General features: G+C 66.5%; 25 protein-coding genes. 12 read left to right on the top strand and 13 right to left on the bottom strand.

Annotation, left to right across the window (positions count from 1 at the left end):
• Positions 1–29 precede the first annotated feature (29 nt).
• Positions 30–674 (top strand): 2-polyprenyl-3-methyl-6-methoxy-1,4-benzoquinone monooxygenase, encoded by a 645-nt coding sequence (gene coq7 / locus AC5P6E_RS03175; RefSeq protein ID WP_109815069.1) that lies wholly within the window; start codon positions 30–32, stop codon positions 672–674.
• 84 nt (positions 675–758) lie between these two features.
• Here coq7 and AC5P6E_RS03180 read toward each other — a convergent pair whose 3' ends face one another.
• Both AC5P6E_RS03180 and speD read right to left on the bottom strand, forming a co-directional pair.
• On the bottom strand, positions 759–1,079 hold the full coding sequence (locus tag AC5P6E_RS03180) for a DMT family transporter (RefSeq protein ID WP_005411314.1): 321 nt from the start codon (positions 1,077–1,079) through the stop codon (positions 759–761).
• Positions 1,080–1,247: 168 nt separating this feature from the next.
• The gene (gene speD / locus AC5P6E_RS03185; RefSeq protein ID WP_006473908.1) at positions 1,248–2,042 is read right to left on the bottom strand and encodes an adenosylmethionine decarboxylase; all 795 of its coding nucleotides are present in this window, start codon (positions 2,040–2,042) and stop codon (positions 1,248–1,250) included.
• A 149-nt stretch (positions 2,043–2,191) separates the two neighbouring features.
• Between speD and crp the strand changes: the two genes are divergently transcribed.
• Positions 2,192–2,881 carry a cAMP-activated global transcriptional regulator CRP gene (gene crp / locus AC5P6E_RS03190; RefSeq protein ID WP_010482649.1) on the top strand — a complete coding sequence of 230 codons (690 nt, stop codon included), beginning with the start codon at positions 2,192–2,194 and terminating at the stop codon, positions 2,879–2,881.
• A gap of 62 nt (positions 2,882–2,943) precedes the next feature.
• Positions 2,944–3,705, top strand: coding sequence for a sulfite exporter TauE/SafE family protein (locus AC5P6E_RS03195; RefSeq protein WP_010482650.1), 762 nt, complete (start codon positions 2,944–2,946; stop codon positions 3,703–3,705).
• Positions 3,706–3,802: 97 nt separating this feature from the next.
• On the opposite strand, the gene AC5P6E_RS03200 is transcribed toward AC5P6E_RS03195, so the two are convergent.
• From AC5P6E_RS03200 to AC5P6E_RS03230, 7 genes are all read right to left on the bottom strand, one after another.
• The gene (locus tag AC5P6E_RS03200; protein ID WP_495230689.1) at positions 3,803–4,519 is read right to left on the bottom strand and encodes a haloacid dehalogenase-like hydrolase; all 717 of its coding nucleotides are present in this window, start codon (positions 4,517–4,519) and stop codon (positions 3,803–3,805) included.
• Entirely contained in the window at positions 4,516–5,310 is a 795-nt protein-coding gene (gene trpC / locus AC5P6E_RS03205) for an indole-3-glycerol phosphate synthase TrpC (protein WP_019336605.1), read from the bottom strand. The genes AC5P6E_RS03200 and trpC overlap by 4 nt, the downstream gene beginning before the upstream one ends.
• Before the next feature lie 74 nt (positions 5,311–5,384).
• Positions 5,385–6,416 (bottom strand): anthranilate phosphoribosyltransferase, encoded by a 1,032-nt coding sequence (gene trpD / locus AC5P6E_RS03210; RefSeq protein ID WP_043399367.1) that lies wholly within the window; start codon positions 6,414–6,416, stop codon positions 5,385–5,387.
• Positions 6,417–6,432: 16 nt separating this feature from the next.
• Complete coding sequence (locus AC5P6E_RS03215) at positions 6,433–7,020, bottom strand: anthranilate synthase component II (protein ID WP_049448425.1); 588 nt, start codon at positions 7,018–7,020, stop codon at positions 6,433–6,435.
• Between the two features lie 2 nt (positions 7,021–7,022).
• Positions 7,023–7,802: an SIMPL domain-containing protein gene (locus AC5P6E_RS03220; protein ID WP_010482656.1), complete on the bottom strand. Its 780-nt coding sequence runs from the start codon at positions 7,800–7,802 to the stop codon at positions 7,023–7,025.
• A gap of 67 nt (positions 7,803–7,869) precedes the next feature.
• The gene (gene trpE, locus AC5P6E_RS03225; protein WP_019338578.1) at positions 7,870–9,345 is read right to left on the bottom strand and encodes an anthranilate synthase component I; all 1,476 of its coding nucleotides are present in this window, start codon (positions 9,343–9,345) and stop codon (positions 7,870–7,872) included.
• A 178-nt stretch (positions 9,346–9,523) separates the two neighbouring features.
• Positions 9,524–11,881, bottom strand: a complete 2,358-nt coding sequence (locus tag AC5P6E_RS03230; RefSeq protein ID WP_019338579.1) for a Tle-like phospholipase domain-containing protein — start codon at positions 11,879–11,881, stop codon at positions 9,524–9,526.
• Between the two features lie 105 nt (positions 11,882–11,986).
• On the opposite strand from AC5P6E_RS03230, the gene AC5P6E_RS03235 reads away from it, so the two are divergent.
• Entirely contained in the window at positions 11,987–12,850 is an 864-nt protein-coding gene (locus AC5P6E_RS03235) for an ankyrin repeat domain-containing protein (protein WP_495230690.1), read from the top strand.
• A gap of 15 nt (positions 12,851–12,865) precedes the next feature.
• Here AC5P6E_RS03235 and yegS read toward each other — a convergent pair whose 3' ends face one another.
• The 4 genes from yegS to AC5P6E_RS03255 all read right to left on the bottom strand — a co-directional run bounded on the left by yegS (position 12,866) and on the right by AC5P6E_RS03255 (position 15,642).
• Positions 12,866–13,801 carry a lipid kinase YegS gene (yegS, locus tag AC5P6E_RS03240; protein WP_010482660.1) on the bottom strand — a complete coding sequence of 312 codons (936 nt, stop codon included), beginning with the start codon at positions 13,799–13,801 and terminating at the stop codon, positions 12,866–12,868.
• Positions 13,802–14,082: 281 nt separating this feature from the next.
• Positions 14,083–14,565 carry a GNAT family N-acetyltransferase gene (locus tag AC5P6E_RS03245; protein WP_010482662.1) on the bottom strand — a complete coding sequence of 161 codons (483 nt, stop codon included), beginning with the start codon at positions 14,563–14,565 and terminating at the stop codon, positions 14,083–14,085.
• A gap of 12 nt (positions 14,566–14,577) precedes the next feature.
• Positions 14,578–15,255: a ribulose-phosphate 3-epimerase gene (gene rpe / locus AC5P6E_RS03250; RefSeq protein ID WP_010482664.1), complete on the bottom strand. Its 678-nt coding sequence runs from the start codon at positions 15,253–15,255 to the stop codon at positions 14,578–14,580.
• 57 nt (positions 15,256–15,312) lie between these two features.
• Positions 15,313–15,642 (bottom strand): J domain-containing protein, encoded by a 330-nt coding sequence (locus AC5P6E_RS03255; RefSeq protein ID WP_005411327.1) that lies wholly within the window; start codon positions 15,640–15,642, stop codon positions 15,313–15,315.
• Positions 15,643–15,783: 141 nt separating this feature from the next.
• Here AC5P6E_RS03255 and AC5P6E_RS03260 point away from each other — a divergent pair, with 141 nt between their 5' ends.
• From AC5P6E_RS03260 to AC5P6E_RS03295, 8 genes are all read left to right on the top strand, one after another.
• Complete coding sequence (locus tag AC5P6E_RS03260; protein ID WP_019338582.1) at positions 15,784–16,710, top strand: phosphoribosylaminoimidazolesuccinocarboxamide synthase; 927 nt, start codon at positions 15,784–15,786, stop codon at positions 16,708–16,710.
• A 136-nt stretch (positions 16,711–16,846) separates the two neighbouring features.
• On the top strand, positions 16,847–17,332 hold the full coding sequence (locus AC5P6E_RS03265) for an Mpo1 family 2-hydroxy fatty acid dioxygenase (protein ID WP_010482667.1): 486 nt from the start codon (positions 16,847–16,849) through the stop codon (positions 17,330–17,332).
• Positions 17,333–17,664: 332 nt separating this feature from the next.
• Positions 17,665–20,496 carry a monovalent cation/H+ antiporter subunit A gene (locus tag AC5P6E_RS03270; RefSeq protein WP_313269707.1) on the top strand — a complete coding sequence of 944 codons (2,832 nt, stop codon included), beginning with the start codon at positions 17,665–17,667 and terminating at the stop codon, positions 20,494–20,496.
• A complete protein-coding gene (locus AC5P6E_RS03275) occupies positions 20,496–20,888 on the top strand; it encodes a Na+/H+ antiporter subunit C (RefSeq protein ID WP_005419863.1) in 393 nt (130 codons plus the stop codon). Before AC5P6E_RS03270 ends, AC5P6E_RS03275 begins: the two co-directional genes overlap by 1 nt.
• Entirely contained in the window at positions 20,885–22,420 is a 1,536-nt protein-coding gene (locus AC5P6E_RS03280) for a monovalent cation/H+ antiporter subunit D (protein ID WP_329834405.1), read from the top strand. The genes AC5P6E_RS03275 and AC5P6E_RS03280 overlap by 4 nt, the downstream gene beginning before the upstream one ends.
• Positions 22,417–22,923, top strand: a complete 507-nt coding sequence (locus AC5P6E_RS03285; RefSeq protein WP_019338585.1) for a Na+/H+ antiporter subunit E — start codon at positions 22,417–22,419, stop codon at positions 22,921–22,923. Before AC5P6E_RS03280 ends, AC5P6E_RS03285 begins: the two co-directional genes overlap by 4 nt.
• Positions 22,920–23,204 carry a K+/H+ antiporter subunit F gene (locus tag AC5P6E_RS03290; protein WP_005411334.1) on the top strand — a complete coding sequence of 95 codons (285 nt, stop codon included), beginning with the start codon at positions 22,920–22,922 and terminating at the stop codon, positions 23,202–23,204. Before AC5P6E_RS03285 ends, AC5P6E_RS03290 begins: the two co-directional genes overlap by 4 nt.
• Positions 23,201–23,590 (top strand): Na+/H+ antiporter subunit G, encoded by a 390-nt coding sequence (locus tag AC5P6E_RS03295; RefSeq protein WP_019338586.1) that lies wholly within the window; start codon positions 23,201–23,203, stop codon positions 23,588–23,590. Before AC5P6E_RS03290 ends, AC5P6E_RS03295 begins: the two co-directional genes overlap by 4 nt.
• Positions 23,591–23,706: the final 116 nt, after the last annotated feature.

Genomic DNA, 23,706 nt, shown 5'->3' on the forward strand with positions numbered 1-23,706 from the left:
CGGGGTCTTCCGCCCCACCGTGTACCGCCATGACCGTGCTCCGCCAGATCACCCCGCTGGACCACCTGCTGACCGAGGCGCAGCGCGCCCTGGACACGGTGTTCGGCAACCCGCCGGCGGCCCGTCCCTACCCGGCTGCGGACACCGACGAGCCGGGCATGGACAGCACTGAACGCCGCCATGCGGCCGGGCTGATGCGGATCAACCATGTCGGCGAGGTCTGCGCGCAGGGCCTGTACTTCGGCCAGGCCGCCGTGGCCCGCGACCCGGCCACGCGTGAACACCTGCTGGAAGCGGCCCAGGAAGAGACCGACCACCTGGCCTGGTGCGCCACCCGGCTGGGCGAACTGGACAGCCGTCCGAGCCTGTTCAACCCGCTCTGGTATGCCGGCAGCTACACCATCGGCACCCTGGCCGGGCTGCGTGGCGACGGCTGGAACCTGGGCTTCGTGGTCGAAACCGAGCGCCAGGTGGAAGCCCATCTGGACGAGCACCTGGTCGACCTGCCGGCCAGCGACCTGCGCAGCCGCGCGGTCATCCAGGTGATGAAGGAAGACGAGGCCCGCCATGCGGAGCACGCCGAGCAGGCCGGCGCACGCCGCCTGCCGTTCCCGATCCCGGGCGCGATGGCGCTGGCATCGAAGGTGATGAAGCACATCGCTTACCGCATTTGAACGGCCGCCCCCACCAACGGTGGGGGCCTACCGAAGAGGTGCGGCGAGGCCCGACGGTAGGGCCCGACCGTTGGTCGGGCCGCCTTAGTTCGGCGACACCAGCTTCAGGCCGATCACACCGGCCACGATCAGGCCCACGCAGGCCAGGCGGGCCGGCGATGCGCTGTCGTTGAACAGGTAGATGCCCAGCACCGCCACGCCCATGGCGCCGATACCGGTCCAGATCGCGTAGGCCGTGCCGACCGGGATGCTCTTCATCGCCTGGCTCATCAGGTACAGGCTGATCAGCGCGGACACGACCGTGGCAGCAGTGGGAAGGGGTTTGCTGAAGCCTTCGGAGTACTTCATTCCGAGGGCGAAACCGATCTCGAACAGGCCGGCCAGCAGCAGGTAGATCCAGGGCATGGGTGGGGGCTCCTTACCTTTTTTGAGAAAAACGAAACGGCCCGGTGTTTTCACACCGGGCCGTGGTTCGGTACATCACCGTGGAACTACGTCGCTTGCGCGACACCAGTTCCACGGGGCGGGTCGTCCCGCCTGGGTGGCGATGCCTACGGGCATCGCGCATGGGGCTTACTCGGACAGGTTCCGGCCGTGGAACAGCTCTTCGATCTCGCGCTTGAGCAGCGCTTCGATCTTCATGCGTTCCTTGAACGACAGGTTCTTGGCCTTTTCCTCGAACAGGTACTGGTCCAGGTCGAAGTCCTTCAGGTGCATCTTCGTGTGGAAGATGTTTTCCTGGTAGACGTTGACGTCGAACATCTCGTAACGCGACTTGATGTTCTTGGCCAGGAAGTTCTGGATCGAATTGATCTTGTGATCGATGTAGTGCTTCTTGCCCTTCACATCGCGGGTGAAGCCACGGACGCGGTAGTCCATGATCACGATGTCCGACTCGAGGCTTTCGATCAGGTAGTTCAACGCCTTCAACGGCGAAATGACGCCGCAGGTGGCCACGTCGATGTCGGCGCGGAAGGTGGCGATACCTTCCTGCGGGTGCGTTTCCGGATAGGTGTGCACGGTGATGTGCGACTTGTCCATGTGCGCCACCACGGCGTCGGAGATCAGCTCCTTGCCGGCCTGCTTCTTGTCGATCACCGGTTCTTCGGAGATCAGGATGGTCACCGAGGCACCCTGCGGGTCGTAGTCCTGGCGGGCCACGTTCAGGATGTTGGCGCCGATGATCTCGGCGACATCGGTCAAGATTTGAGTCAGCCTGTCGGCGTTGTACTCTTCATCGATGTATTCAATGTAACGCTGACGCTCCTCTTCGGTGCGCGCGTAACACACGTCATAGATGTTGAAGCTCAGCGCCTTGGTGAGGTTGTTGAAACCCTGCAGCCTCAGGCGAGGCAACGGCTTGACCACGGCGGTCGATTCCTGTGTAAGAAGGGAAAGGGGGAATTATGGGGCAAACTGTCCCCGGGGGGAACGTGAAGATCGCTCACATCTGGCACACTGTTTGCCCTTAACAATTGCGCTGGTTAAGCTCCGCTATCGACCCCGTGAATCCGTTCATGCGCAGAGGGAGCGCTCCTATCGTGTCAACCGTGCGCCTAGCTAGCAGTCCACTGGCCCTGGATATCGCCACAATCGATCGTTTCCTGGCGCACAGCCACAGGCGGCGATACCCCACCCGTACCGACGTCTTCCGACCCGGTGACCCGGCGGGAACCCTGTATTACGTCATCAGCGGCTCGGTTTCGATCATGGCCGAGGAAGATGACGATCGCGAGCTCGTGCTGGGCTACTTCGGTGCTGGCGAGTTCGTCGGCGAGATGGGCCTGTTCGTTGAATCGGACCGCCGCGAGGTGATCCTGCGGACCCGCACCGCCTGTGAGCTGGCCGAAATCAGCTACGAGCGCCTGCATCAGCTGTTCCTCGGCCCGCTGTCGGCCGATGCCCCGCGCCTGCTGTACGCGCTGGGCCAGCAGATCTCCAAGCGCCTGCTCGACACCAGCCGCAAGGCCAGCCGACTGGCATTCCTGGACGTCACCGACCGGATCGTGCGCACCCTGCACGACCTGGCGCAGGAACCGGAAGCAATGAGCCACCCGCAGGGCAGCCAGCTGCGCGTCTCGCGCCAGGAACTGGCGCGCCTGGTCGGCTGTTCGCGCGAAATGGCCGGCCGCGTGCTGAAGAAGTTGCAGACCGACGGCCTGCTGCATGCCCGCGGCAAGACCGTGGTGCTGTACGGCACCCGTTGACCGTTGAGCACCCGGTGGGTGCGGACCTTGGTCCGCACTCCTTCGCGCGCTAGGCTCGGGGCATGGAGCTGAGCAGCGAATTCTGGTGGTTCATCCTCATCGGCCTCGGCGCGCAGCTGGTCGACGGCGCGCTGGGCATGGCTTTCGGCCTGGTCTCATCGTCGGTGATGCTGAGCATGGGCCTGCCGCCGGCGCAGGTCAGCGCCAGCATCCACACCGCGGAAGTGTTCACCACCGGCGCCTCGGGTGTGTCGCACCTCGCCGCCGGGAATGTCGATAAACGCCTGTTCCTGCGCCTGGCCCTGCCCGGCGCGGTGGGCGGCGCGGTGGGCGCCTACGTGCTCACCCAGATCCCGGGCGAGATCATCCGGCCACTGATCTACCTGTACCTGCTGGTGCTGGCGATCATCATCCTGGCCCGCGCGGCCGGACGCTGGATGCCCAAGGGCGAGATCCGCCGGGTGCCGGTGCTGGGCTTCTTTGCCGGCCTGCTGGACGCCAGCGGCGGCGGTGGCTGGGGGCCGATCGCCACGTCCACCCTGCTCGCTCGTGGTGGCCAGGCGCGCACCACCATCGGTACGGTCAATGCGGCGGAGTTCGTGGTCACGCTGACGGTGTCGGCGACCTTCCTGCTGTCGATGGGGGTGCAGCACCTGCAGATCGTCGCCGGCCTGCTGATCGGCGGCATGATGGCCGCGCCGGTGGCGGCGATCCTGGTCAAGCGGGTGAAGGAGCGCTGGGTGCTGGTGGCCGTTGGCGTGCTGGTGCTGGGCATCAGCCTGTTCCAGATCGGCCACGCGGTGTACGGGCACCTGTATCGCTGAGGCATTCCCTGTAGAGCCGGGCCATGCTCGGCTGATCGCGCACGGATACCGCAACGAAGAGCAGCCGAGCATGGCTCGGCTCTACAACAGGCTCGGATCAGGCCTTGTCGCCACCACGGTCCACGCAGCCCCAGTTGAGGATGCGGGTGCCGGCCGGCAGCACGCGGCGGAAGAAGTCCACCCGGCCCGGCTTCGGGTTCACCACCACCGGCGCCTTGGCGGCCAGCAGCAGCGGCAGGTCGGCGGTACTGTCGGAGTAGGCGATATCGATATCGCCGTAACCGCGCTCGCGCAGCATGCGCATCTTCTCTTCGTTGTGGCAGTGACGGGTCGGGCCGACGCCACCCAGCCGTGGGCCAACCTCGGTGCCGATCACCGGTACGTCCTGGTGGGCGACGAAGGCCAGGATCGCCCGTGCCAGCTCTGGCGGCGCGCCGGTGGCAACCACCACGCGGTCGCCCTTGGCGCGGTGCGCGGCGAACACCTCCAGCGCCTGCGGCAGCAGCTTGGCGCGCATCTGCGCCTCATTGCGCAGCACATAGGCGTCGATGACCTTGTTGAAATCGCGCGCACGGTGCAGGCCGAAGCTGCCGATCCACACATAGACCGAAATACCGGCACGACGGGTCGGCAGCAGCGCCACCATCGGCCCGGCAATCGGCGTGACCAGCAGCGCCGCCAGCATCCGCAACGGGTTGCGCTTGATCAGCGAGGCGAACAGGTGGGTGCCCGAATCGCCGTCGTAGAGGGTGTGGTCGAAATCGAAGACCACCAGCGGCGCATCGTCGCGGGGCGTCGGATAGTGCGTTCTCATGCCGCGAAGAATAGCTGACGCAGACCCTCGCCCGGCTCTTCCACACGCATGAAGGCCTCGCCGACCAGGAACGCATGGATGCCGGCATCGCGCATCAGCGCCACGTCCTGTGGGCCCAGGATGCCGCTCTCGGTCACCAGCAGGCGGTCACGCGGCACCGCCTTCTGCATGTCCAGCGTGGTCTGCAGCGACACCTCGAAGGTGCGCAGGTTGCGGTTGTTGATGCCGATCATCGGTGCCGGCACCTGCAGCGCACGCTCCAGTTCGTCGATGTCATGCACTTCCACCAGCACGTCCATGCCCAGCGACAGTGCCAGTTCGGACAGGGTGGCCAGCTGGGTGTCGTCCAGCGCGGCGACGATCAGCAGGATGCAGTCGGCGCCCAGCACGCGCGCCTCGTACACCTGGTAGGCGTCAATCACGAAGTCCTTGCGCAGCACCGGCAGCGTGCAGGCCTCGCGGGCCTGCTGCAGGTAGGCGTCGGCACCCTGGAAGAAATCCACGTCGGTCAGCACCGACAGGCAACTGGCGCCACCGAACTCGTAGCTGACGGCGATATCGGCCGGGCGGAAATCCGGACGGATCACGCCCTTGGACGGGCTGGCCTTCTTCACCTCGGCGATGACCGCGGGGTCGCCATTGGCCACGGCCGCCTGCAGGGCGCGCACGAAGCCACGTACCGGCGGGGCGCTGGCCACGGCGGCCTGAAGCGCCTCGAGCGGGCGCTGGGCGCGGCGCTGGGCCACTTCTTCGGCCTTGCGGGCCAGGATCGTCTGCAGGATGTCGCTCATCGTCGTCGGTTCGGTGCGGGGGCGGTGAGGACGGCCATTATCGGCCATCAAAAGGGTCAGGCTGAACCGCGCGCTCAGGCAACCAGCGCGCGGGTAGTCTCCACATACTGCTGCAGGCGCTGGCGGGCGCTGCCGTTGGCGATGGCTGCACGGGCACGGGCCAGACCATCGCCGATGTCGCTGGCCACGCCGGCCACGTACAGCGCGGCGCCGGCATTCAGCGCCACGATGTCCAGTGCCGGGCCCTGCTGGTTGTCCAGCACGGCGCGCAGCATGGCGATGGACTGCTCCGGGCCGTCCACGCGCAGGTTGCGGCTGGCCGACATGGCGATGCCGAAGTCTTCCGGGTGGATCTCGTACTCGCGCACCTTGCCGTCGCGCAGCTCGCCCACCAGGGTGCCGGCACCCAGCGAGATCTCGTCCATGTTATCGCGGCCCCAGACCACCATGGCGCGCTCGGTGCCCAGCTCGCGCAGCACGCGCGCCTGGATGCCCACCAGATCGGGGTGGAACACGCCCATCAGCACCGACGGCGCGCTGGCCGGGTTGGTCAGCGGGCCGAGGATGTTGAAGATGGTGCGCACGCCCATCTCGCGGCGGACCGGCGCAACCACCTTCATCGACGGATGGTGGATCGGCGCGAACATGAAGCCGATGCCGGTCTGCTCGATGGCCGCGGCCACCTGGGCCGGCTGCAGCTCGATGGCCGCACCCAGTGCTTCGACCGCATCGGCGCTGCCGGACTTGGACGACACGCTGCGGTTGCCATGCTTGGCCACGCGCGCACCGGCTGCGGCCGCCACGAACATCGCGCAGGTGGAGATGTTGAAGGTATGCGAGCCATCGCCACCGGTACCGACGATGTCGACCAGGTGGGTGGTATCGGCCACCGGCACCGCCAGCGCGAATTCGCGCATGACCGTGGCCGCGGCCGCGATCTCGTCGATGGTTTCCTTCTTCACCCGCAGGCCGGTGAGGATGGCGGCGGTCATCATCGGCGAGACATCGCCGCGCATGATCTGCCGCATCAGGTCGACCATTTCGTCGAAGAAGATTTCGCGGTGCTCGATGGTGCGTTGCAGGGCTTCCTGGGGGGAGAAGCTCATGGGAATGCTCCTTGGATCAGGCCGCCGGACGCTGCAGGAAATTGCGCAGCAGGGCGTGGCCGTGTTCGGTGAGGATGGATTCGGGGTGGAACTGCACGCCCTCCACCGGGAACTGGCGGTGACGCAGGCCCATGATCTCTTCGATCGAGCCGTCCTCGTTCTCGGTCCAGGCGGTCACTTCCAGCGCATCGGGCAGGCTGTGCTTGTCCACCACCAGCGAGTGGTAGCGGGTGGCCTGGTAACGGTCCGGCAGGCCGGCGAACACGCCCTTGCCTTCATGGCGGATGGGCGAGGTCTTGCCGTGCATGATGTTGCCCGCGCGGATGACCGTGCCACCGTAGACTTGGCCGATGCCCTGGTGGCCCAGGCACACGCCGAGGATGGGCGTGGTCGGGCCCAGGCGCTGGATCAATTCCAGCGACACGCCCGCCTCGTTGGGCGTGCACGGGCCGGGCGAGATGACGATGCGCTCGGGTTTCTGCGCGGCGATCTCGTCCACGCTCATCGCATCGTTGCGCACCACCTTCACTTCGGCGCCCAGCGTCTGCAGGTACTGCACGAGGTTGTAGGTGAAGCTGTCGTAGTTGTCGATCATCCACAACATGGTCAGGTTCCGTCGCTTATCAGGAAAATGGCGTATACGTTTTCGGTGTAGGTGATGGGGCCGGCTTCAATGGACTCCGGTGCACCGGGCGCAGGTGCCGAGGCCGGTGCATAGCTGCCGGTCACCGAGATCCTGTCCAGATACTCACCATCCTCGCCCGGCTGCGGCCATTGCCCGGCCTGGATGCCGTAGGCGAAGTCCGGCGCCACGTCGGAGATGCTGTACAGGCCACGCACTTTCGTTCCATAGGCCTTGGCCAGGCCCTGCGCGGACTCGCGGGTCTTGGCCGCTGCTTCGCCCTTGAGTTCGCGTCGCAGCGCCACTTCGCCCGAGTAGGTCGGGGCCACGCTGCTGACCTGCACGTTCTCGTTGGCCTTCAGCGCACCCAGCACGTCCTGCATCGCCTTCACGCTGGCGAAGCTGGCACGCAGCTGGCGCGACACGCGGGTGCCGATGAAGACCTGCCGGTTCTGCTCATAGCGCGTCGCCGGACCGATACGCAGGTTGTCCGCGCGCACGCTGCCTTCCACCGCCTTGTGCTGCTTGAACAGCGCCAGCACACGCGCGACGTTGTCCTGCACGCGGTGGCGCGCGGCGTCGGCATCCATGTCGGTCTCTTCGATGTTCAACTGCAGGCCGAACCGGTCCGGCATCACCACGCGGCGCGCCTCGCCCTTCACCAGCAGGTGCGGCTGCGAAGGAATGGTATTGGCCTGCGCCCACGCAGACGGGGCCATCGTGGCCAGCAGTGACGACCACAGCAATGCGCTCAGCAGCTTCATGCGGTACTCCTTGTCTTGAATGGGAACTGCAGGAGGTGCCGCGGCGCAGGCCACGGCACGGAAAGGCTCACAGGCCCTTGGCGGCCTGGGCGACGGCGCGGAACAGCGCGCGGCCCTTGTTCATCGTCTCGTCCCATTCCTTGTCCGGGTCCGAGTCGTAGACGATGCCGGCGCCGGCCTGCACGTACAGGCGGCCATCCTTGATCACCGCGGTGCGGATCGCGATCGCGGTATCGGCATCGCCGTGCCAGCCGATGTAGCCGATGCTGCCGGCATAGACATTGCGCTTGATCGGTTCCAGCTCGCGGATCACCTCCAGCGCGCGGATCTTCGGCGCGCCGCTGACCGTGCCGGCCGGGAAGGTGGCGCGCAGCACATCGGCATAGCTCAGCCCCGGCTGCAGCTGCCCGGTCACTTCGCTGACGATGTGCATGACGTGGCTGTAGCGTTCGATCACGAACTGCTCGCCCACTTCCACGGTGCCGGCCTTGGACACGCGACCGGCATCGTTGCGGCCGAGGTCGATCAGCATCAGGTGCTCGGCGCGTTCCTTCGGATCGGCCAGCAGTTCGGCTTCCAGCGCCAGATCCTGCTCGACGGTGGCACCGCGCGGACGGGTACCGGCGATCGGGCGCACGGTGACTTCGCCATCCTGCAGACGCACCAGGATTTCCGGCGACGAGCCGACCACCTGCAGGTCGCCGACATCCAGGAAGTACATGTACGGCGACGGGTTCAGTGCACGCAGCGCGCGGTACACATCCACCGGGCGCGCCTTGAACGGCACGCTCAGGCGCTGGCTGAGCACCACCTGGAAGATGTCACCGGCGCGGATGTATTCCTTGCTGCGCTGGACCGCATCGACGAAGCCTTCGCGGGTAAAACCGGAGACGAAATCGGACTCGTCCAGCACATCACTGTTGAGCGGGGCGGGATAACCGGCGCCCGGTGCGCGCAGCTTGGCGGTCAGTGCATCCAGGCGGGCCTGGGCCTGCTCGAAGGCGCCCTCGACCCGGGGGTCGGCATGCACGATCAGGTACAGCCGGCCCTTGAGATTGTCGAACACCGCCAGCTCATTGGAATCCAGCAGCAGGATGTCCGGGGTGCCCAGTTCATCACGGCCGGCCGGCGGCGCCAGGCGCGGTTCGATGTAGCCGATGCATTCGAAACCGAACCAGCCGACCAGGCCACCGGTGAAGCCCGGCAGGCCTTCCAGCTTGGGCACCGAGTGGGCGCTGCGCAGCGCCTCGACTTCGGCGAAGGGATCGGCCACCTCGCGGGTTTCCACCACCTGGCCGTCTTCGCGCACGGTCAGCGTGTGGCCGTGGAAGGCATACACGCGTCGCGCCGGCAGGCCGATGATCGAGTAACGACCGAAGCGCTCGCCGCCTTCGACGGATTCAAACAGGTAGGTATTGGGGCCGTCGGCGAGCTTCAGATAGACCGAAAGCGGCGTGTCCAGGTCGGACAGCACTTCACGGACGACGGGAATATGGGTGTGGCCTTCAGCGGCCTGCTGCTGAAACTGAGCGTGCGAGTTCAAGACGACTTTCCTTCCGGGACACAGCGTTATGGGGGCGGACGACGGCAACGGGCCACCATCGCCACCAACGGCGTGCGGAAGAAAGGGTATGCGGGGTCGTCAGGCTGGACACCCCTTGACTGTATCGCAGCCGGGGCGGGAGGGGAACCCCGCCGCCGCGGCGCGGTTCATTCGGCCATTAGCCCATCCGCCGGGCGTTCTCCTGGGCCTCCAGCCCCTGTTGCTGGGCCAGTCCAGCCGCCGTCACCTGTTCGCGACCGGTGTTCAGGGCGTCAACCTGCGCCGTGCTCACGGCCAGCGGCTGGGCCATGCCGGCCGCCACGTCCACGTGCGCATGTCGGCGGTGGGCCGCCTGCAGATCCGGGGTATCGACCGCGAATGCCCGCGTGCGGTCGTCACTGAGCAGCACATGGGAAATGGCCTGCAGCCCATCGCGCTTGGCCTGCGCAGCCAACGCCCCGGCCAGCTGGTCGCTCTGCAGGTTCGGGATGCGGCCATGTGCCACATCGAGGCCGTGCACGCCGGTCTGCGCGCCCTTGAACAGATGGAAGTCGATGTGCCCCGGATCGTTCAGCGCTGGCATCTTCGCGGCCCCCTCCTGCAGCTGCGCATGCGGCCGTCCAAGCAGCTTGCGCGCGGCCGCCTCCTGGCTCGCGATTGCCGCGTCGAGACTGGGGTTCATCGTCTCGCTCATGCCATGCCGGTCCACCGACTCCCCCATGGTCGCACTGCCGCGCCCGATCACCCACGACGTCTTGGCAAGGTTGACCAGGTTCTGCGGCAGTGCCGGCGTGGGCAGGTGCGTGGCAATGCCCTTGTTGGCCATCGCACCCAGCCCGACGGTGCCGGCCAGCACGGCCGGCGCCTGCGAGGTCAGCCCGGTGATCTGATGGCTGCTCCAGTTCATGCCCATGTGGAAAGTCGCGCCGTACACGGCATAGCCATTGCGCAGCCCATTGGCCACGCCATGCACGCCCTGCTGCAGCTGGCCGCCCAGATGATGGCCGCCGGCGCGGATGCGGCCGGCATCCGCCGCTGCTTCACGGGTGGCTTCACGGGCCTTGGTTTCGTGTTGATTGCGGGCCGCGTCACCGTGCTCGCGCATCTGCCTGGCCATGTCGTCGGCACCGAGCGCACCCAGCACGCTGGCCCCGATGTTCCAGCCGTAACTGCCCTTGGCCTGCACGCGGTGGCTGACCGATTCGACCAGACCCTGCAGCTCGCGTCCCTTGGCAATGACCGTCGCACCGCCTTCGATGCCGACCCGCATGCTCTTTCCACCGTAGTCGACCACGGTGCCGATCGCATTTCCCTGCAGGGTCGACGCACGCTCGACGGCCACGCCGGACAGGCTCATGCCCCGGCCCGCCAGCGCGCCGACCTGCTCGACATGTTCACCGGCAACCCGTCCGGCACGCATGCCACGCGCACCTGCGATCAGCACCTCGGCCAACGGGCCACCGTATTCGGCAAGCTGGCTTGGCGCTTCTCGATGGCGGCGGTCCACCACCTTTCCGTTCACTTCGGTCTTGGCGTCCAGCAACAGTTCCATCCTGCCCGCGGCCACCGGAACATTGCGCAATGCTTCTGCCCCGGATTTCGACGCCAGCTGGTCAACCAGCTGGGCCGTGGCCGTCTGCGCGCCGGCCGGCATCATCTCCTGCAGCTTGCGGGTAACCATCTGCTGCACGCCCGGCTGGCGCAGCAGCTGGCTGGTCTCGCTGGCCAACAGGCCAAAGCCCTGCCGGTGATGCTCGTTGAGCCGCTTCAATCCGTTCTGCACATCGTTGAGCACTTCACCCGAGGTCTGGTAGGTGTGCACCGTGTCGCGCGTGTTGAACACCGGCAATCCGTGGGATTTCGCGTAGCGATCGGCGGTGGCCGGATGCAGGCCCGCCGAATTGAAGGTGGTCGCACGTACACCGGTCACCGCCGAAGCGGCAGAGGCCATGCCGCCGCCAAGCGAATGACCGGCGAGTTCAAAGTGGGTACCGGAGGTCTTCAAGCGACTCGCCAGTGCCATGGCCCGATCGTAGTAGTCGCTCTGCATGCCCACGCCCTGGCGTCCGTTGTTGAGGAAATCCTCGCCTCCGGACTCACGCCGCCCGCCTTTCGCCCGGGGATCGATGATTTCGCCCGTTGATCCCTTGAACATCAGCACCGGCTTGGCATCATCACCGAACACCCTTTTGTCCGGAATGTAGATCTCTGCGCGGAAACCCGAGTCGTTCGGCCGCATCAGCTTCTTCAGGTCGGCTGCACCCAGGCTGATGCCCGCCGCTTTGAGCGTGTCCGGGTCGGTCACGGCACTGGCTCGCGTCCACCCGACCGGCGGTTCTCCTTTGCCCTTTGCCGAGGCATACACATCATCAGCAAGCGAACCCAGCTCGCGGGCGTGATAGGTCTCGCGCAAGCGCGCCGCTTCGGTGGCGTGTCCACCGCCCTGCAGCTGCTCGACCAGGTGCTGCTGCGCCTGGACGCTCCTGGCGCGGGCCTGCAGCAGGCGTTCCTGCTGCTCGGGATCGTGACCGCTCATGGCAGACTCCATTGCTCATCAGTGAAGACGCGGTCATCCAGGACCTGCTGGAATGACCACGGCCAACGCTATCATCCCCCGAACGCGTCCATGTCAAGGAATCACATGCACCGTCACCCTCACAGTTCCTTTACGCCATTTTCCTGCCTGGCGCTGATGCTGCTGATGCTGCTGAGTGCCTGCGCGCGCACGTCTTCACATGGCGCGGAGCGCTATTTCGAGGGCAAGGCCCTGGAGCTGGCCATCGCTGCCGAACAGGGTGATGCGGCGACGATCACGCGCCTGATCAAGACCGAAGGCGTGAACCCCGACAAGGAGTTCTCGAAGCAGGATTGCATTCCGCTCATCGCGTGGCCGTTGCGCGCGCAGAACCTGGAAGGCCTGCGCGCGATGCTCGACAACGGCGCCGACCCGAATGCACGGCGTATTGAAACGCTGGACGGCGAGACGTTCCGCCACAACAACGCCATGGTCTATGCCGCGAAGATGGACGATCCGCGCTACCTGGCCCTACTGCTGGATCATGGCGGCGACCCGGACACGCGCACCTCCAATACCGAAACGCTGCTGTTCCAGGCCTTCATTTCCGGCAACCTGTGGAAGAACATCCAGCTGCTGGTGGAGCGAGGCGCACGCGTCAACGAATCCAACATCGGCCAGGCCGATACCGTTCTCAGCTGGTACACCGGCCGTGGCGGCTTCGAGCAGGCCTACTGGCTGCTTGAACATGGTGCGGACCCCACGATTGCATCGCCGTCATCGGCGCAACCGGGCGCGCCCGATCGGATGGCCATGGTCGAAGCGATCTACTGGGAAATCACCACACCGGACCTGCTGCCGTGGCAGAAGAAGTGCCAGCAGTGGCTGATCGATCACGGCATTGCCCGGCCGCCGCTGCCGCAGTACATCCGCGAGAAGCGTGAAGCATTCGGGTTCCCGGCGAAGGAGCAGGACATACCGCCGTTGTAGGAGTTCCGGTCCGGCTCAGCGCGGCTCGGACAACAGTGCACAGCCCACGGGCAGGTGCATCCGCACCCGGCCCGGCACGCACGCGATGCGGAACTGGCGCGCCTGTACCGGTTCACCGTCCAGGTTGAGCGTCAGCGGGCGCTCGGACTCCACCTGCAGCCATGGCAGCCGCGCGCGCGTTGCCAGCTGTTCCAGTGCGGCCTGGGTGCCGGACTTCAGCATCTGGCCGAGCGTGGCGGTGACTTCCCCCTCCAGCTCCGGAAGCACCGTCACGTCCAGCTGCCCATCATCGATCAGTGCCTGCGGGCACAATTGCTGGCCACCGCCTGCCTGGCGGCCATTGCCGATGCCGAGCGCGATGAAGTCGCCTTCCCACGCGAAGTCCGGGCCGGACAGCCGCGCGGTGATCGGCTCGATGCGACCCAGCTTGGCGATGCCGGTGATCACGTAGGCCAGCCCGCCCAGCATCTTCTTCAAGCCGGCATCGGTCTCCACCGTTACCTGCGTGCCAAAACCACCGCTGGCAAGGTTGGCGCACCACCAGTGGGTGCCATCGGCGTCCACACGCAGGAGATCGATCGCATGCGGCGTCGCCTGCCCGATCAAGCCGAAGGCCTCCTTCGGCTCGGTGGGAATGCCGGCAGCAGTCGCGAAGTCGTTGGCGGTCCCCATCGGAATCAGCGCCAGTGATGGCAGCGCATCCGCCGGTTCCTCACGGTGGGCCAGGGTCTCGGCCACCGCACTGAGCGTGCCATCGCCACCGGCGGCCACGATCACATCCACGCCGTGATCAATCGCTTCGGCCACGTAGCGCTCGGCATCACCGTCCTCCCAGGTCACCCGCACTTCCAGCTGCACACCCTGCCCGCGCCAGTGGCCGACGGCGTCGCGCAACTCATCGTTGCCAGCGGATTTGCCATTGAGGATCAGGCGCCAGCGCGGTGCGGCCATGTGGTGCTTCCAGGACGGGGGCGCACAGGCTAGCAATGCGCTGTTTGTCCGCGGTGAATGTCACGCAGATGTCATTCAGCAACCGGAGAATGGAAGGCCATAGCAGGGACGATGGATGGAGGCAGGATCAGCCTCCCACGCATGCAGCGAGGCCACGCCAGTGATTGGCGTGGCTTTTTTTTCGGCGTTCGCAGGGAGTGCGAACCAAGGTTCGCACCTACCTGGTTGCGGTTCGCCCCATCGGGTTGGTAGATCAACGCCATGCGTGGATGCATTTCATTTCAACCGTTGGCGAAATCGTGCAGCGCCTGGCCCTGCAGCCGGTACACGGTCCACTCGTCCTGGGGCTTGGCACCAGCGGCGGTGTAGAACTCGATGGCCGGGGTATTCCAGTCCAGCACCGACCATTCGAAGCGGCCGCAGCCTTCGGCCACGGCCTGCCGGGCGATGTATTTCAGCAGCGCCTTGCCTGCGCCGACGCCGCGCTTTTCCTGGCTGACGTACAGGTCTTCCAGGTAGATGCCCTTGCGGCCCAGCCAGGTGGAGTAGTTGTAGAAATACACCGCATAGCCGATGGCCTCACCGTCGGCTTCGCAGATCAACGCGCGTGCGGTCGCGTCGGCGCCGAACAGGCTCTCGGCGATGCCGATCTCATCGGTCTGCACCGAATGCTCGGCCTTCTCGTAGATGGCCAGCTCACGGATGAAGTGCAGGATCAGGCCGGCATCGGCCACGGTGGCCGGACGGATGTTCAACACGGCCACCGTACCCATGGCTCAGCCCCTTGCCGCAGCAACGTTCGCGCGCATCTGCGCGATCACGTCCTGGTAGCTGGTCTTGGCGTTGAAGATGGCCGAGCCGGCGACGAAGGTGTCAGCGCCAGCGGCGGCGATCTCACCGATGTTGTCGGCCTTCACGCCACCGTCGATCTCGAGGCGGATGTCCTTGCCGCTGGCGTCGATCATCTTGCGCACCACGCGCAGCTTGTCCAGCGCCGAGGGGATGAAGGCCTGGCCACCGAAACCCGGGTTGACCGACATCAGCAGCACCAGGTCCAGGTCATCCAGCACCCAGTCGAGGATGTCCACCGGGGTGGCCGGATTGAGCACAATGCCCGGCTTGCAGCCCAGCGAGCGGATCAGCTGGATGGTGCGGTGCACGTGGCGACTGGCCTCCGGGTGGAAGCTGATGTAGGTGGCACCGGCTTCGGCGAAGTCCGGGATGATGCGGTCCACCGGCTCAACCATCAGGTGCACGTCGATCGGCGCGGTGACGCCGTGCTTGCGCAAGGCCTGGCAGACCATCGGGCCGATGGTCAGGTTCGGCACGTAGTGGTTGTCCATCACGTCGAAGTGGACCCAGTCCGCACCGGCGGCGAGGACGTTGTCGACTTCCTCGCCGAGGCGGGCGAAGTTGGCGGAGAGAATGGACGGGGCGATGAGGCAGTTGGACATGGCCGGGGCCTTCGGAACGGGGAAAGGATTCTCCCGCCCGCAGGCGGGACTGTCGGGTCAGCGCTTGCGCAGGGTCTTGATGCGGTCGTAGGCGGCGTTGATCCGCCGCGACTTCTGCTCGGCCTGCTGCTGCAGCTCGGGGGCGGCGCCGCCAAGCTTGTCGGGGTGGTACTGCGAGATCAGCTTGCGATAGGCGCGCTCGACCTCGGCATCGGTGGCCTCGGAGGTCAGCCCCAGCTCCCGGTACGGGTTCTCCTTGTTCAGGCGGAACCAGTCCGAGTCGAAGGCATGGCCGATCAACAGGCCGACCACCGCGCCAAACAGCGGATTGGGCCGGAACAGCAGGGCGCCGGCGATGAATCCGAGCAGTTTTCCGTACCAGCGCATGGCGCTCCGGGGTCGACCGACGAAATGGACGCTCATTTTACGTCACAGCGGGCCCGGACGGCTTTACACTAGGCCGCCCGCTGGTCAGCGGGCCCGCCGGGTCCGTTGGGCAGCCGTATCGACAACGCCCCAGGAGTGCCCGTGCCAACCACGCTGTTGCAATCCGATCTCCCCGGCCTGCCCTTGCGCCATCGCGGCAAGGTGCGTGATGTGTTCGATATCCCGCGCGAGCGGCTGCCTGCAGGGACCCCGCCGGGCGACTACCTGCTGATGGTGGCCACCGATCGCCTGTCGGCGTTCGACGTGGTCCTGCCCGACCCGATCCCGGGCAAGGGCGAGATGCTCTGCCAGGTGTCCAACTTCTGGTTCGCCAAGACTGCGCACCTGATGCCCAACCACCTGACCGGCATCGACGTGGCCAGCGTGCTGCCCGAGGGCGTGGATCCGGCCCTGTACGCCAAGCGTGCGGTGGTCACCCGCAAGCTGAAGCCGGTGCCGGTGGAAGCGATCGCCCGCGGCTACCTGATCGGCAGCGGCTGGAAGGACTACCAGCGCACCGGGAAGGTCAGCGGCATCGACCTGCCCGATGGCCTGCGCCAGGCCGAGCAGCTGCCGGAGCCGATCTTCACCCCCTCGACCAAGGCCGCCGTCGGCGACCATGACGAGAACATCGATTTCGATGCGATGGTGAAGCAGGTCGGTGCGGACCTGGCCGAGCGCGTGCGCGACGCCACCCTGCGCATCTACAAGTTCGCCGCCGACTACGCCCGCGAGAGCGGCATCATCCTGGCCGATACCAAATTCGAGTTCGGTACCGACGCCGATGGCCGCCTGTACATCATGGACGAGATGCTGACGCCGGATTCCTCGCGTTACTGGCCGGCCGACGAGTACGAAGTGGGTACCAGCCCACCGAGCTACGACAAGCAGTTCGTGCGCGATTACCTGGAGACGCTGGACTGGGGCAAGACCGCCCCGGGCCCGACCATCCCGGCCGAGATCATCGAGCGCACCCGCGCCAAGTACGCCGAGGCGCTGCAGCGCCTGGCCGGGATCAGCGTCGACTGATCCGCCTGCGCCCCCGGCCGGAAAGGCGGGGGCACTCTGAAGGGGTAGTGCCGGCCGCTGGCCGGCAACCTCGGCGAATCCGCAGCCAGGCATGGCCTGGCTCTACTGTCGGCTCTGGCGGGAGTATGCTGGCCGCATGCAGACATCCACCGAGCTTGCGCGGCCGATCGACCGCTATTTCGCCAGCTACTCCGACGACCACCGCAATGTGATCAACCAGCGCATCCACGTGGTGGCGGTACCGGCGATCCTGTGGTCGGTGGTGGCCCTGCTGTGGTGCCTACCGCCGCTGATCACCTGGTTCCAGTACGGCATCTGGTCGGCGTTCGCGATGTTCAGCGCCTGGTGCTTCTACAACAAGCTGTCGCGCCCGCTGGGCATCGGCATGCTCATCCAGTTCTTCGTGTTCGGCTGCCTGTGCCGCCTGCTGGAAGCCGAAATCGGCCTGCAGGCCCTGCGCTGGCTGGCGGTGGGCGTGTTCGTGGTGGCCTGGATTGCGCAGTTCATCGGCCACACGTTCGAGGGCCGCAAGCCCAGCTTCCTGACTGACCTGACCTACCTGCTGATCGGCCCGGCCTGGGTGATGGCCAAGTTCTACCGCAAGCTCGACTGGCGCTATTGAACTGCGGGCGGCCGACGGCGGCCGTCGTTTCCTGAACGGGCAGATTCCGTCACCCGCACTCCACGACGGCCCTGCCAGCCTGCCCCGGTGACTCGCTCCCCACTTCCCGCCCGTCGACGGCAGCCCCTGTGCGACAGGGCCTGCGGTCTCCCTGCGTGGGCGTAGGGTGTCCCCGAGGGCAACCGGGGAAGGACTGCAGGAACGTGATGCTGCACCGCAGAAAAAATGAATCAGCGAACGTTACATGCAATTGATCGCTGTTCGATGGGTTTCGGCGACATTTCGCGGCCTGTTATCCTCCCTGACCTGCTCGTGAATCATGGATTCCCTGCATGCTCCCCAGCCTGCCCCTGCTGCTGGCCCTGCCGTTCCTGATGGCAGCGGCTGTTGCGGCCTTCCCCCGTAGTTCGCGCTCGACTGCTGCCTGGCTGGCGGCGCTGGCGCCGTTGGGCGGGCTGGCCATCCTCGGCTGGCTGACCCCGTCCGTACTCGGCGGCCAGGTGATGCGGACGATGGTCCCTTGGCTGCCTCAGATCGGCCTGGACTTCACCCTGCGTCTGGACGGGCTGGCCTGGATGTTCGCCGGGCTGGTGCTGGGCATCGGCGCGCTGGTGGTGCTGTATGCGCGCTACTACCTGAGCCAGCAGGACAACGCGCACCGCTTCTACTCCTACCTGCTGCTGTTCATGGGCGCCATGCTGGGCATGGTGCTGTCGGGCAACCTGCTGTTGCTGATGATCTTCTGGGAAATGACCAGCATCAGCTCGTTCCTGCTGATCGGCTTCTGGTCGCACCGCCAGGACGCCCGCGAAGGCGCGCGCATGGCGCTGGTGATCACCGGCGGCGGCGGCCTGGCCCTGCTCGGCGGCGTGCTGCTGATCGGCCGCATCGTCGGCAGCTTCGACCTGGACGTGGTACTGGCCGCCGGCGAGCAGATCCGCGCCAGCGCGCTGTATCCGTATGCCCTGTTCCTGATGCTGGCCGGCATCTTCACCAAGAGCGCGCAGTTCCCGTTCCACTTCTGGCTGCCGCACGCGATGGCGGCGCCGACCCCGGTCTCGGCCTACCTGCACTCGGCCACCATGGTGAAGGCCGGCGTGTTCCTGCTGGCGCGGCTGCATCCGGCGCTGGCCGGCAGCGACCTGTTCTTCTACACGGTCAGCGGCATCGGCGCGATCACCCTGTTGATCGGGGCCTGGAACGCGATCTTCCAGCACGACCTGAAGGGCCTGCTTGCGTACTCCACGATCTCGCATCTGGGCCTGATCACCCTGCTGTTCGGCCTGTCCACGCCAATGGCGGTGGTGGCCGGCGTGTTCCACATCCTCAACCACGCCACCTTCAAGGCCTCGCTGTTCATGGCCGCCGGCATCATCGACCACGAAACCGGCACCCGTGACATGCGCAAGCTCGGAGGCCTGCGTAAGCTGATGCCGTTCACCAGCGCGCTGGCGATCATCGCCTCGCTGGCGATGGCCGGCATCCCGCTGCTCAACGGCTTCCTGTCCAAGGAAATGCTGTTCGCCGAGGCACTGACCGCCGGTGGCGGCCCGGGCGCGATGCGCACGGCGGTGTCGATCGCCGCGCTGCTGGCCGGCGTGCTGGGCGTGGCCTACAGCCTGCGCTTCGTGCACGACACTTTCTTCGGCCCCGGCCCGCACGACCTGGACCGCGTGCCGCATGAACCGCCGCGCTGGATGAAGGTGCCGGTGGAACTGCTGGTGGTGATCTGCGTGGCGGTAGGCATCGCCCCGGCACTGACCGTGGCGCCGGTGCTGCATGCCGCTGCGGCCTCGATCCTCGGCAACGCCATGCCCGAGTACAGCCTGGCGGTATGGCACGGTTTCAACCTGCCGCTGGCGATGAGCGCGATCGGCGTAGTCGGTGGCGTGGCGCTGTACTTCGGCCTGCGCAGGCTGATCAACCTGCACGGCGTGGAAACCCGCACCACCGGGCGCAACGTGTTCCATGCACAGCTGGATGCGATCTCCGCGCTGGCCATGCGCCTGACCAACGGCATCGCCAATGGCAGCCTGCAGCGGATGCTGCTGGGCCTGGTGCTGGTGGCCATCACCGTGGCCGCCGCGCCCTACATCGCCAACCCGGCCTCGCCGAACTGGACCAAACCGCAGCCGATCCCGCTGCTGGGCTGGGCGCTGTGGCTGGTGATGATGGCCTGTGCAGTGGCCACCCTGCGTGTCTACAAGCAGCGCCTGCTGGCGGTGCTGCTGGTGGGCGGTGTCGGCCTGATGGTGGCGCTGACCTTCGTGTTCCTGTCCGCACCCGATCTGGCCCTGACCCAGCTGCTGGTCGAGATGGTGACCCTGGTGCTGATGCTGCTGGGCATGAACTACCTGCCCGCGCAGTCCGGACCGGAGCGGCCGCGCTGGCGCAAGCGGCGCGATGCGGTGATCGCGATCATCGCCGGTGCCGGGCTTGGCGCGCTGGCCTATTCGGCGATGACCCTGCCGCCCAACACCATGGCCGGCGAGCTGCTCGCCCGCGCCCTGCCCGAGGCATATGGCCAGAACGTGGTCAACGTGATCCTGGTCGACTTCCGCGGCTTCGATACCTTCGGCGAGATCACCGTGTTCGGCATCGCTGCGCTGGTGGTGCACGCGCTGCTGCGGCGTACGCGGATGGCGCCGGAACAGATCATGCCCGGCCCGCCGATCAAGCTGCCGGTGCCGGCCGACCTGGCGCAGATCATGTTCCCGCTCACCCTGACCGTCTCGATCTTCCTGTTCCTGCGCGGCCACAACGCGCCGGGCGGTGGCTTCATCGCCGGCCTGGTGCTGGCGGTGCCGCTGCTGATCCAGTACGTGATCCAGGGCACCGCGTCGGTGGAATCGCGTTTCGGCTTCGACTACATCCGCTGCATCGGCATGGGCCTGCTGATCGCCCTGCTCAGTGGCTGCGCCTCGATGCTGTTCGGCGTGCCGTTCCTGACCAGCGGCCACCTCGACCTGCACCTGCCGCTGATCGGCGACGTACCGCTGGCAAGCGCGATCGGTTTCGACATCGGCGTCTACCTGGTGGTGTTCGGCGGCGCCATGCTGATGCTGTCGATGATGGGTACGATCAAGCCGTCGCGCACCCGCACCGCCCGCAAGGGTGAGATCGACCTGCAACGCCGTTCGGCCCGCACCGGGGAGATGCACTGATGGAACTGGCCCTGGCTACCGCGATCGGCGTGCTGACCGCCATCGGCATCTACCTGCTGCTGCGTGCGCGCAGCTTCGATGTGATCCTCGGCATGACCTTCCTGTCCTACGCCACCAACCTGCTGATCTTCGCCGGTGGCCGCGTGGTGCTGGGCAAGGCGCCGGTGCTGCAGGAAGGCGTGGACAGCCACCTCGGCAACTACACCGACCCGTTACCGCAGGCACTGGTGCTGACCGCGATCGTGATCGCCTTCGCGATGACTGCGGTGAGCATCGTGCTGGCCATGCGCAGCCGCAGCGACAACCACAGCGACCACGTGGACGCACACGAGCCCGACGACGACCTGCAGGATGAGCGCGTGCCGCCGCGCCAGGGCGAGGACCGCGCATGAACCACCTGGTGATCCTGCCGATCCTGATTCCCCTGCTGGGCGCTGCGCTGTCGCTGTTCGTCGAACACCGTCGCTACGGCCCGAGGGTGCAGCGCGCGGTGGCCTGGACCGCGCTGTCGGCGCAGGCCCTGGCGGTGGGCCTGCTGTTTGCCAGCACGGCCAGCGGTGACATCAACGTCTACCTGCTGGGAGACTGGCCATCGCGGCTGGGCATCGCGCTGGTGGCCGACCGGCTGTCGGCGTGGATGCTGCTGACCACCCTGCTGCTGGCCATTCCCTGCCTGCTGCATGCCTGCTCGGGCTGGGACCGCCGCGCACCGCACTTCCATGCACTGTTCCAGTTCCAGCTGGTGGGCCTCAACGGTGCGTTCCTGACCGGCGACATCTTCAACCTGTTCGTGTTCTTCGAGGTGATGCTGATCGCCTCCTACGGCCTGCTGCTCAGCGGTGGCCGCGGCCTGCGCATGCGCATCGGCCTGCACTACGTGGTGTTCAACGTCACCGCCTCGACCCTGTTCCTGATCGCGCTGGGCCTGCTGTACGCCTCGCTGGGTTCGCTGAACATGGCCGAGCTGTCGCAGCGCATCGCCGAGGTGCCAGCGGCGCAGCTGACCCTGGTGAAGGCGACGATGGGCCTGTTGCTGCTGGTGTTCTGCGCCAAGGCCGCACTGATGCCGCTGTACCTGTGGCTGCCGGAAGCCTATTCGCGCGCGCCGGCCGCCGTGGCTGCGCTGTTCGCGATCATGACCAAGGTCGGCCTGTACTCGGTGCTGCGCATCCAGATGCTGTGGTTCGGCGACGATGCCGGCGCGATGACCGGCTATGGCCGCGACTGGCTACTGTGGGCCGGCGTGGCAACGCTGGTGCTCGGTGGCCTGGGTGCGCTGGCCGCAACCCGCCTGCGCGTGCTGATCTCCTACCTGGTGATCGTGTCGGCAGCCACGCTGTTCATCGCCTTCTCGGTAGGCACGCCGCAGGTGCTGTCAGCCGGCCTGTACTACTTGCCACACAGCAGCTTCGTCGCCGCCGCGCTGTTCCTGATTGCCGACCTGATCCGCCGCCGACGTGGTGGCGCCAGCGACCGCAAGGAAGTGGTGGCACCGATGCCGGGCAAGGAAACCCCAGCGGTGCTGTTCCTGATCGGCGCGGTATCGGTGGCCGGCCTGCCGCCGCTGTCCGGCTTCCTGGCCAAGGCCGCGCTGCTGGCTGGCATGCCGGCACAGTACACCGCCCCCGTCTGGACCGCGGTGCTGGTCAGCAGCCTGCTGGTGATCATGGGCCTGACCCGCGGCGGCATCCGCCTGTTCTGGCGCGTGCCACCGGTCGATCCCGAGGCACCGAAGCCGCGCAAGGCACGCCTGCGCCGGGTCGAGCTCTACGCCGCCTGCATCCTGCTGGGCTACGGCATCGGCATGACCCTGGGCGCCGCCCCACTGATGCGCTACACCGACGCCACCGCCGCACAGCTGCTGCACCCCAGTGAGTACGTGCAGCAGCTGCGTGCGACCACGCCGGAGATCCGCCAGCCATGACCGCCCAGCGCTCCCTGTTCCGCCGCGTCATTCCCTCGCCGATGCTCAGCATCATGGTGGTGGCGTTCTGGCTGCTGATGTCCGACAGCTTCACCCTCGGCCAGATCGTGCTGGGGCTGGTGCTGGGCGTGGTGGTGCCGCTGTTCGCTGCACGCCTGGACCGCGAGTTCGCGCGCATCGGCACCCTGCGCCCGTTGCCGAAACTGCTGTGCGTGACCCTGTGGGACATCCTGATGTCCAACATCCGCGTCGCCATCCAGGTGCTCGGCCCGGAGAAGAACATCCACCCCGGTTTCATCTGGTTGCCGCTGGACATCGCCAACATCCACGGCATCGCCGCGCTGACCAGCATGATCACCCTGACCCCGGGCACGGTCTCGGCCGCGCTCAGTGACGACCGCAAGTTCCTGCTGGTGCACGTGCTGCACCTGGAGGACCCACAGGACCTGATCGATACGATCAAGCGCCGTTACGAGGCGCCGTTGATGGAGATCTTCCCATGACCGGTTTTGAAGTCATCCAGACCACCCTGGTGGTGTGCATGCACGTGGTCGGCCTGGCCATGCTGCTGGCCACCTGGCGCCTGCTGCGCGGGCCCACCGTGCCCGACCGCATCCTCGCGCTGGACACGCTGTCGGTGACCGCGATCGCCGAACTGATGCTGTTCGGCATGTACCTCAACTCGCCGATCTACTTCGAGGCGGCGCTGATCATCGCCATGCTCGGCTTCGGCAGCACCGTGGTGCTGAGCAAGTTCGTGCTGCGCCGGGACATCGTCGAATGATCACCGCGATCCAGATCGGCCTGTCGATCCTGCTGCTGTTCGGCTGCTTCTTCATCCTGGTCGGCGCGCTGGGCCTGGTGAAGCTGTCCACCTTCTTCAAGCGCCTGCACGCACCGACCAAGGCCAGCACGCTGGGCGTGGGCTGCGTGCTGGTGTGCTCGGTCTGCTACCACATCTTCCTCGGCCAGGACCCGCAGCCGCGCGAGCTGCTGATCACCGTGTTCCTGTTCATCACCGCACCGATCAGCGCGCACATGATGGCCAAGGCCGCGCTGTCGCTGCTGATGGAAACCCGCCCCAGCCTGCCCGGCAACGAGCCGGCCGCTGAAGAGCAGCTGCCTCCGCCGGAACCGGTGCGCGAGGAAGAAGGTTCGCAGAGCCGGTAAATCCGGTAGCGGCCGACCTTGGTCGGCGCTTTGTTTTCGCGAGTGCCAACCAAGGTTGGCACCCACCAGGTGATCGGTGGTTGGCCCCCACCGGGAGATCGGTGGTGGGTGCCGAC

The sequence above is a fragment of the Stenotrophomonas sp. YJH_SMC_16 genome (assembly GCF_059367875.1).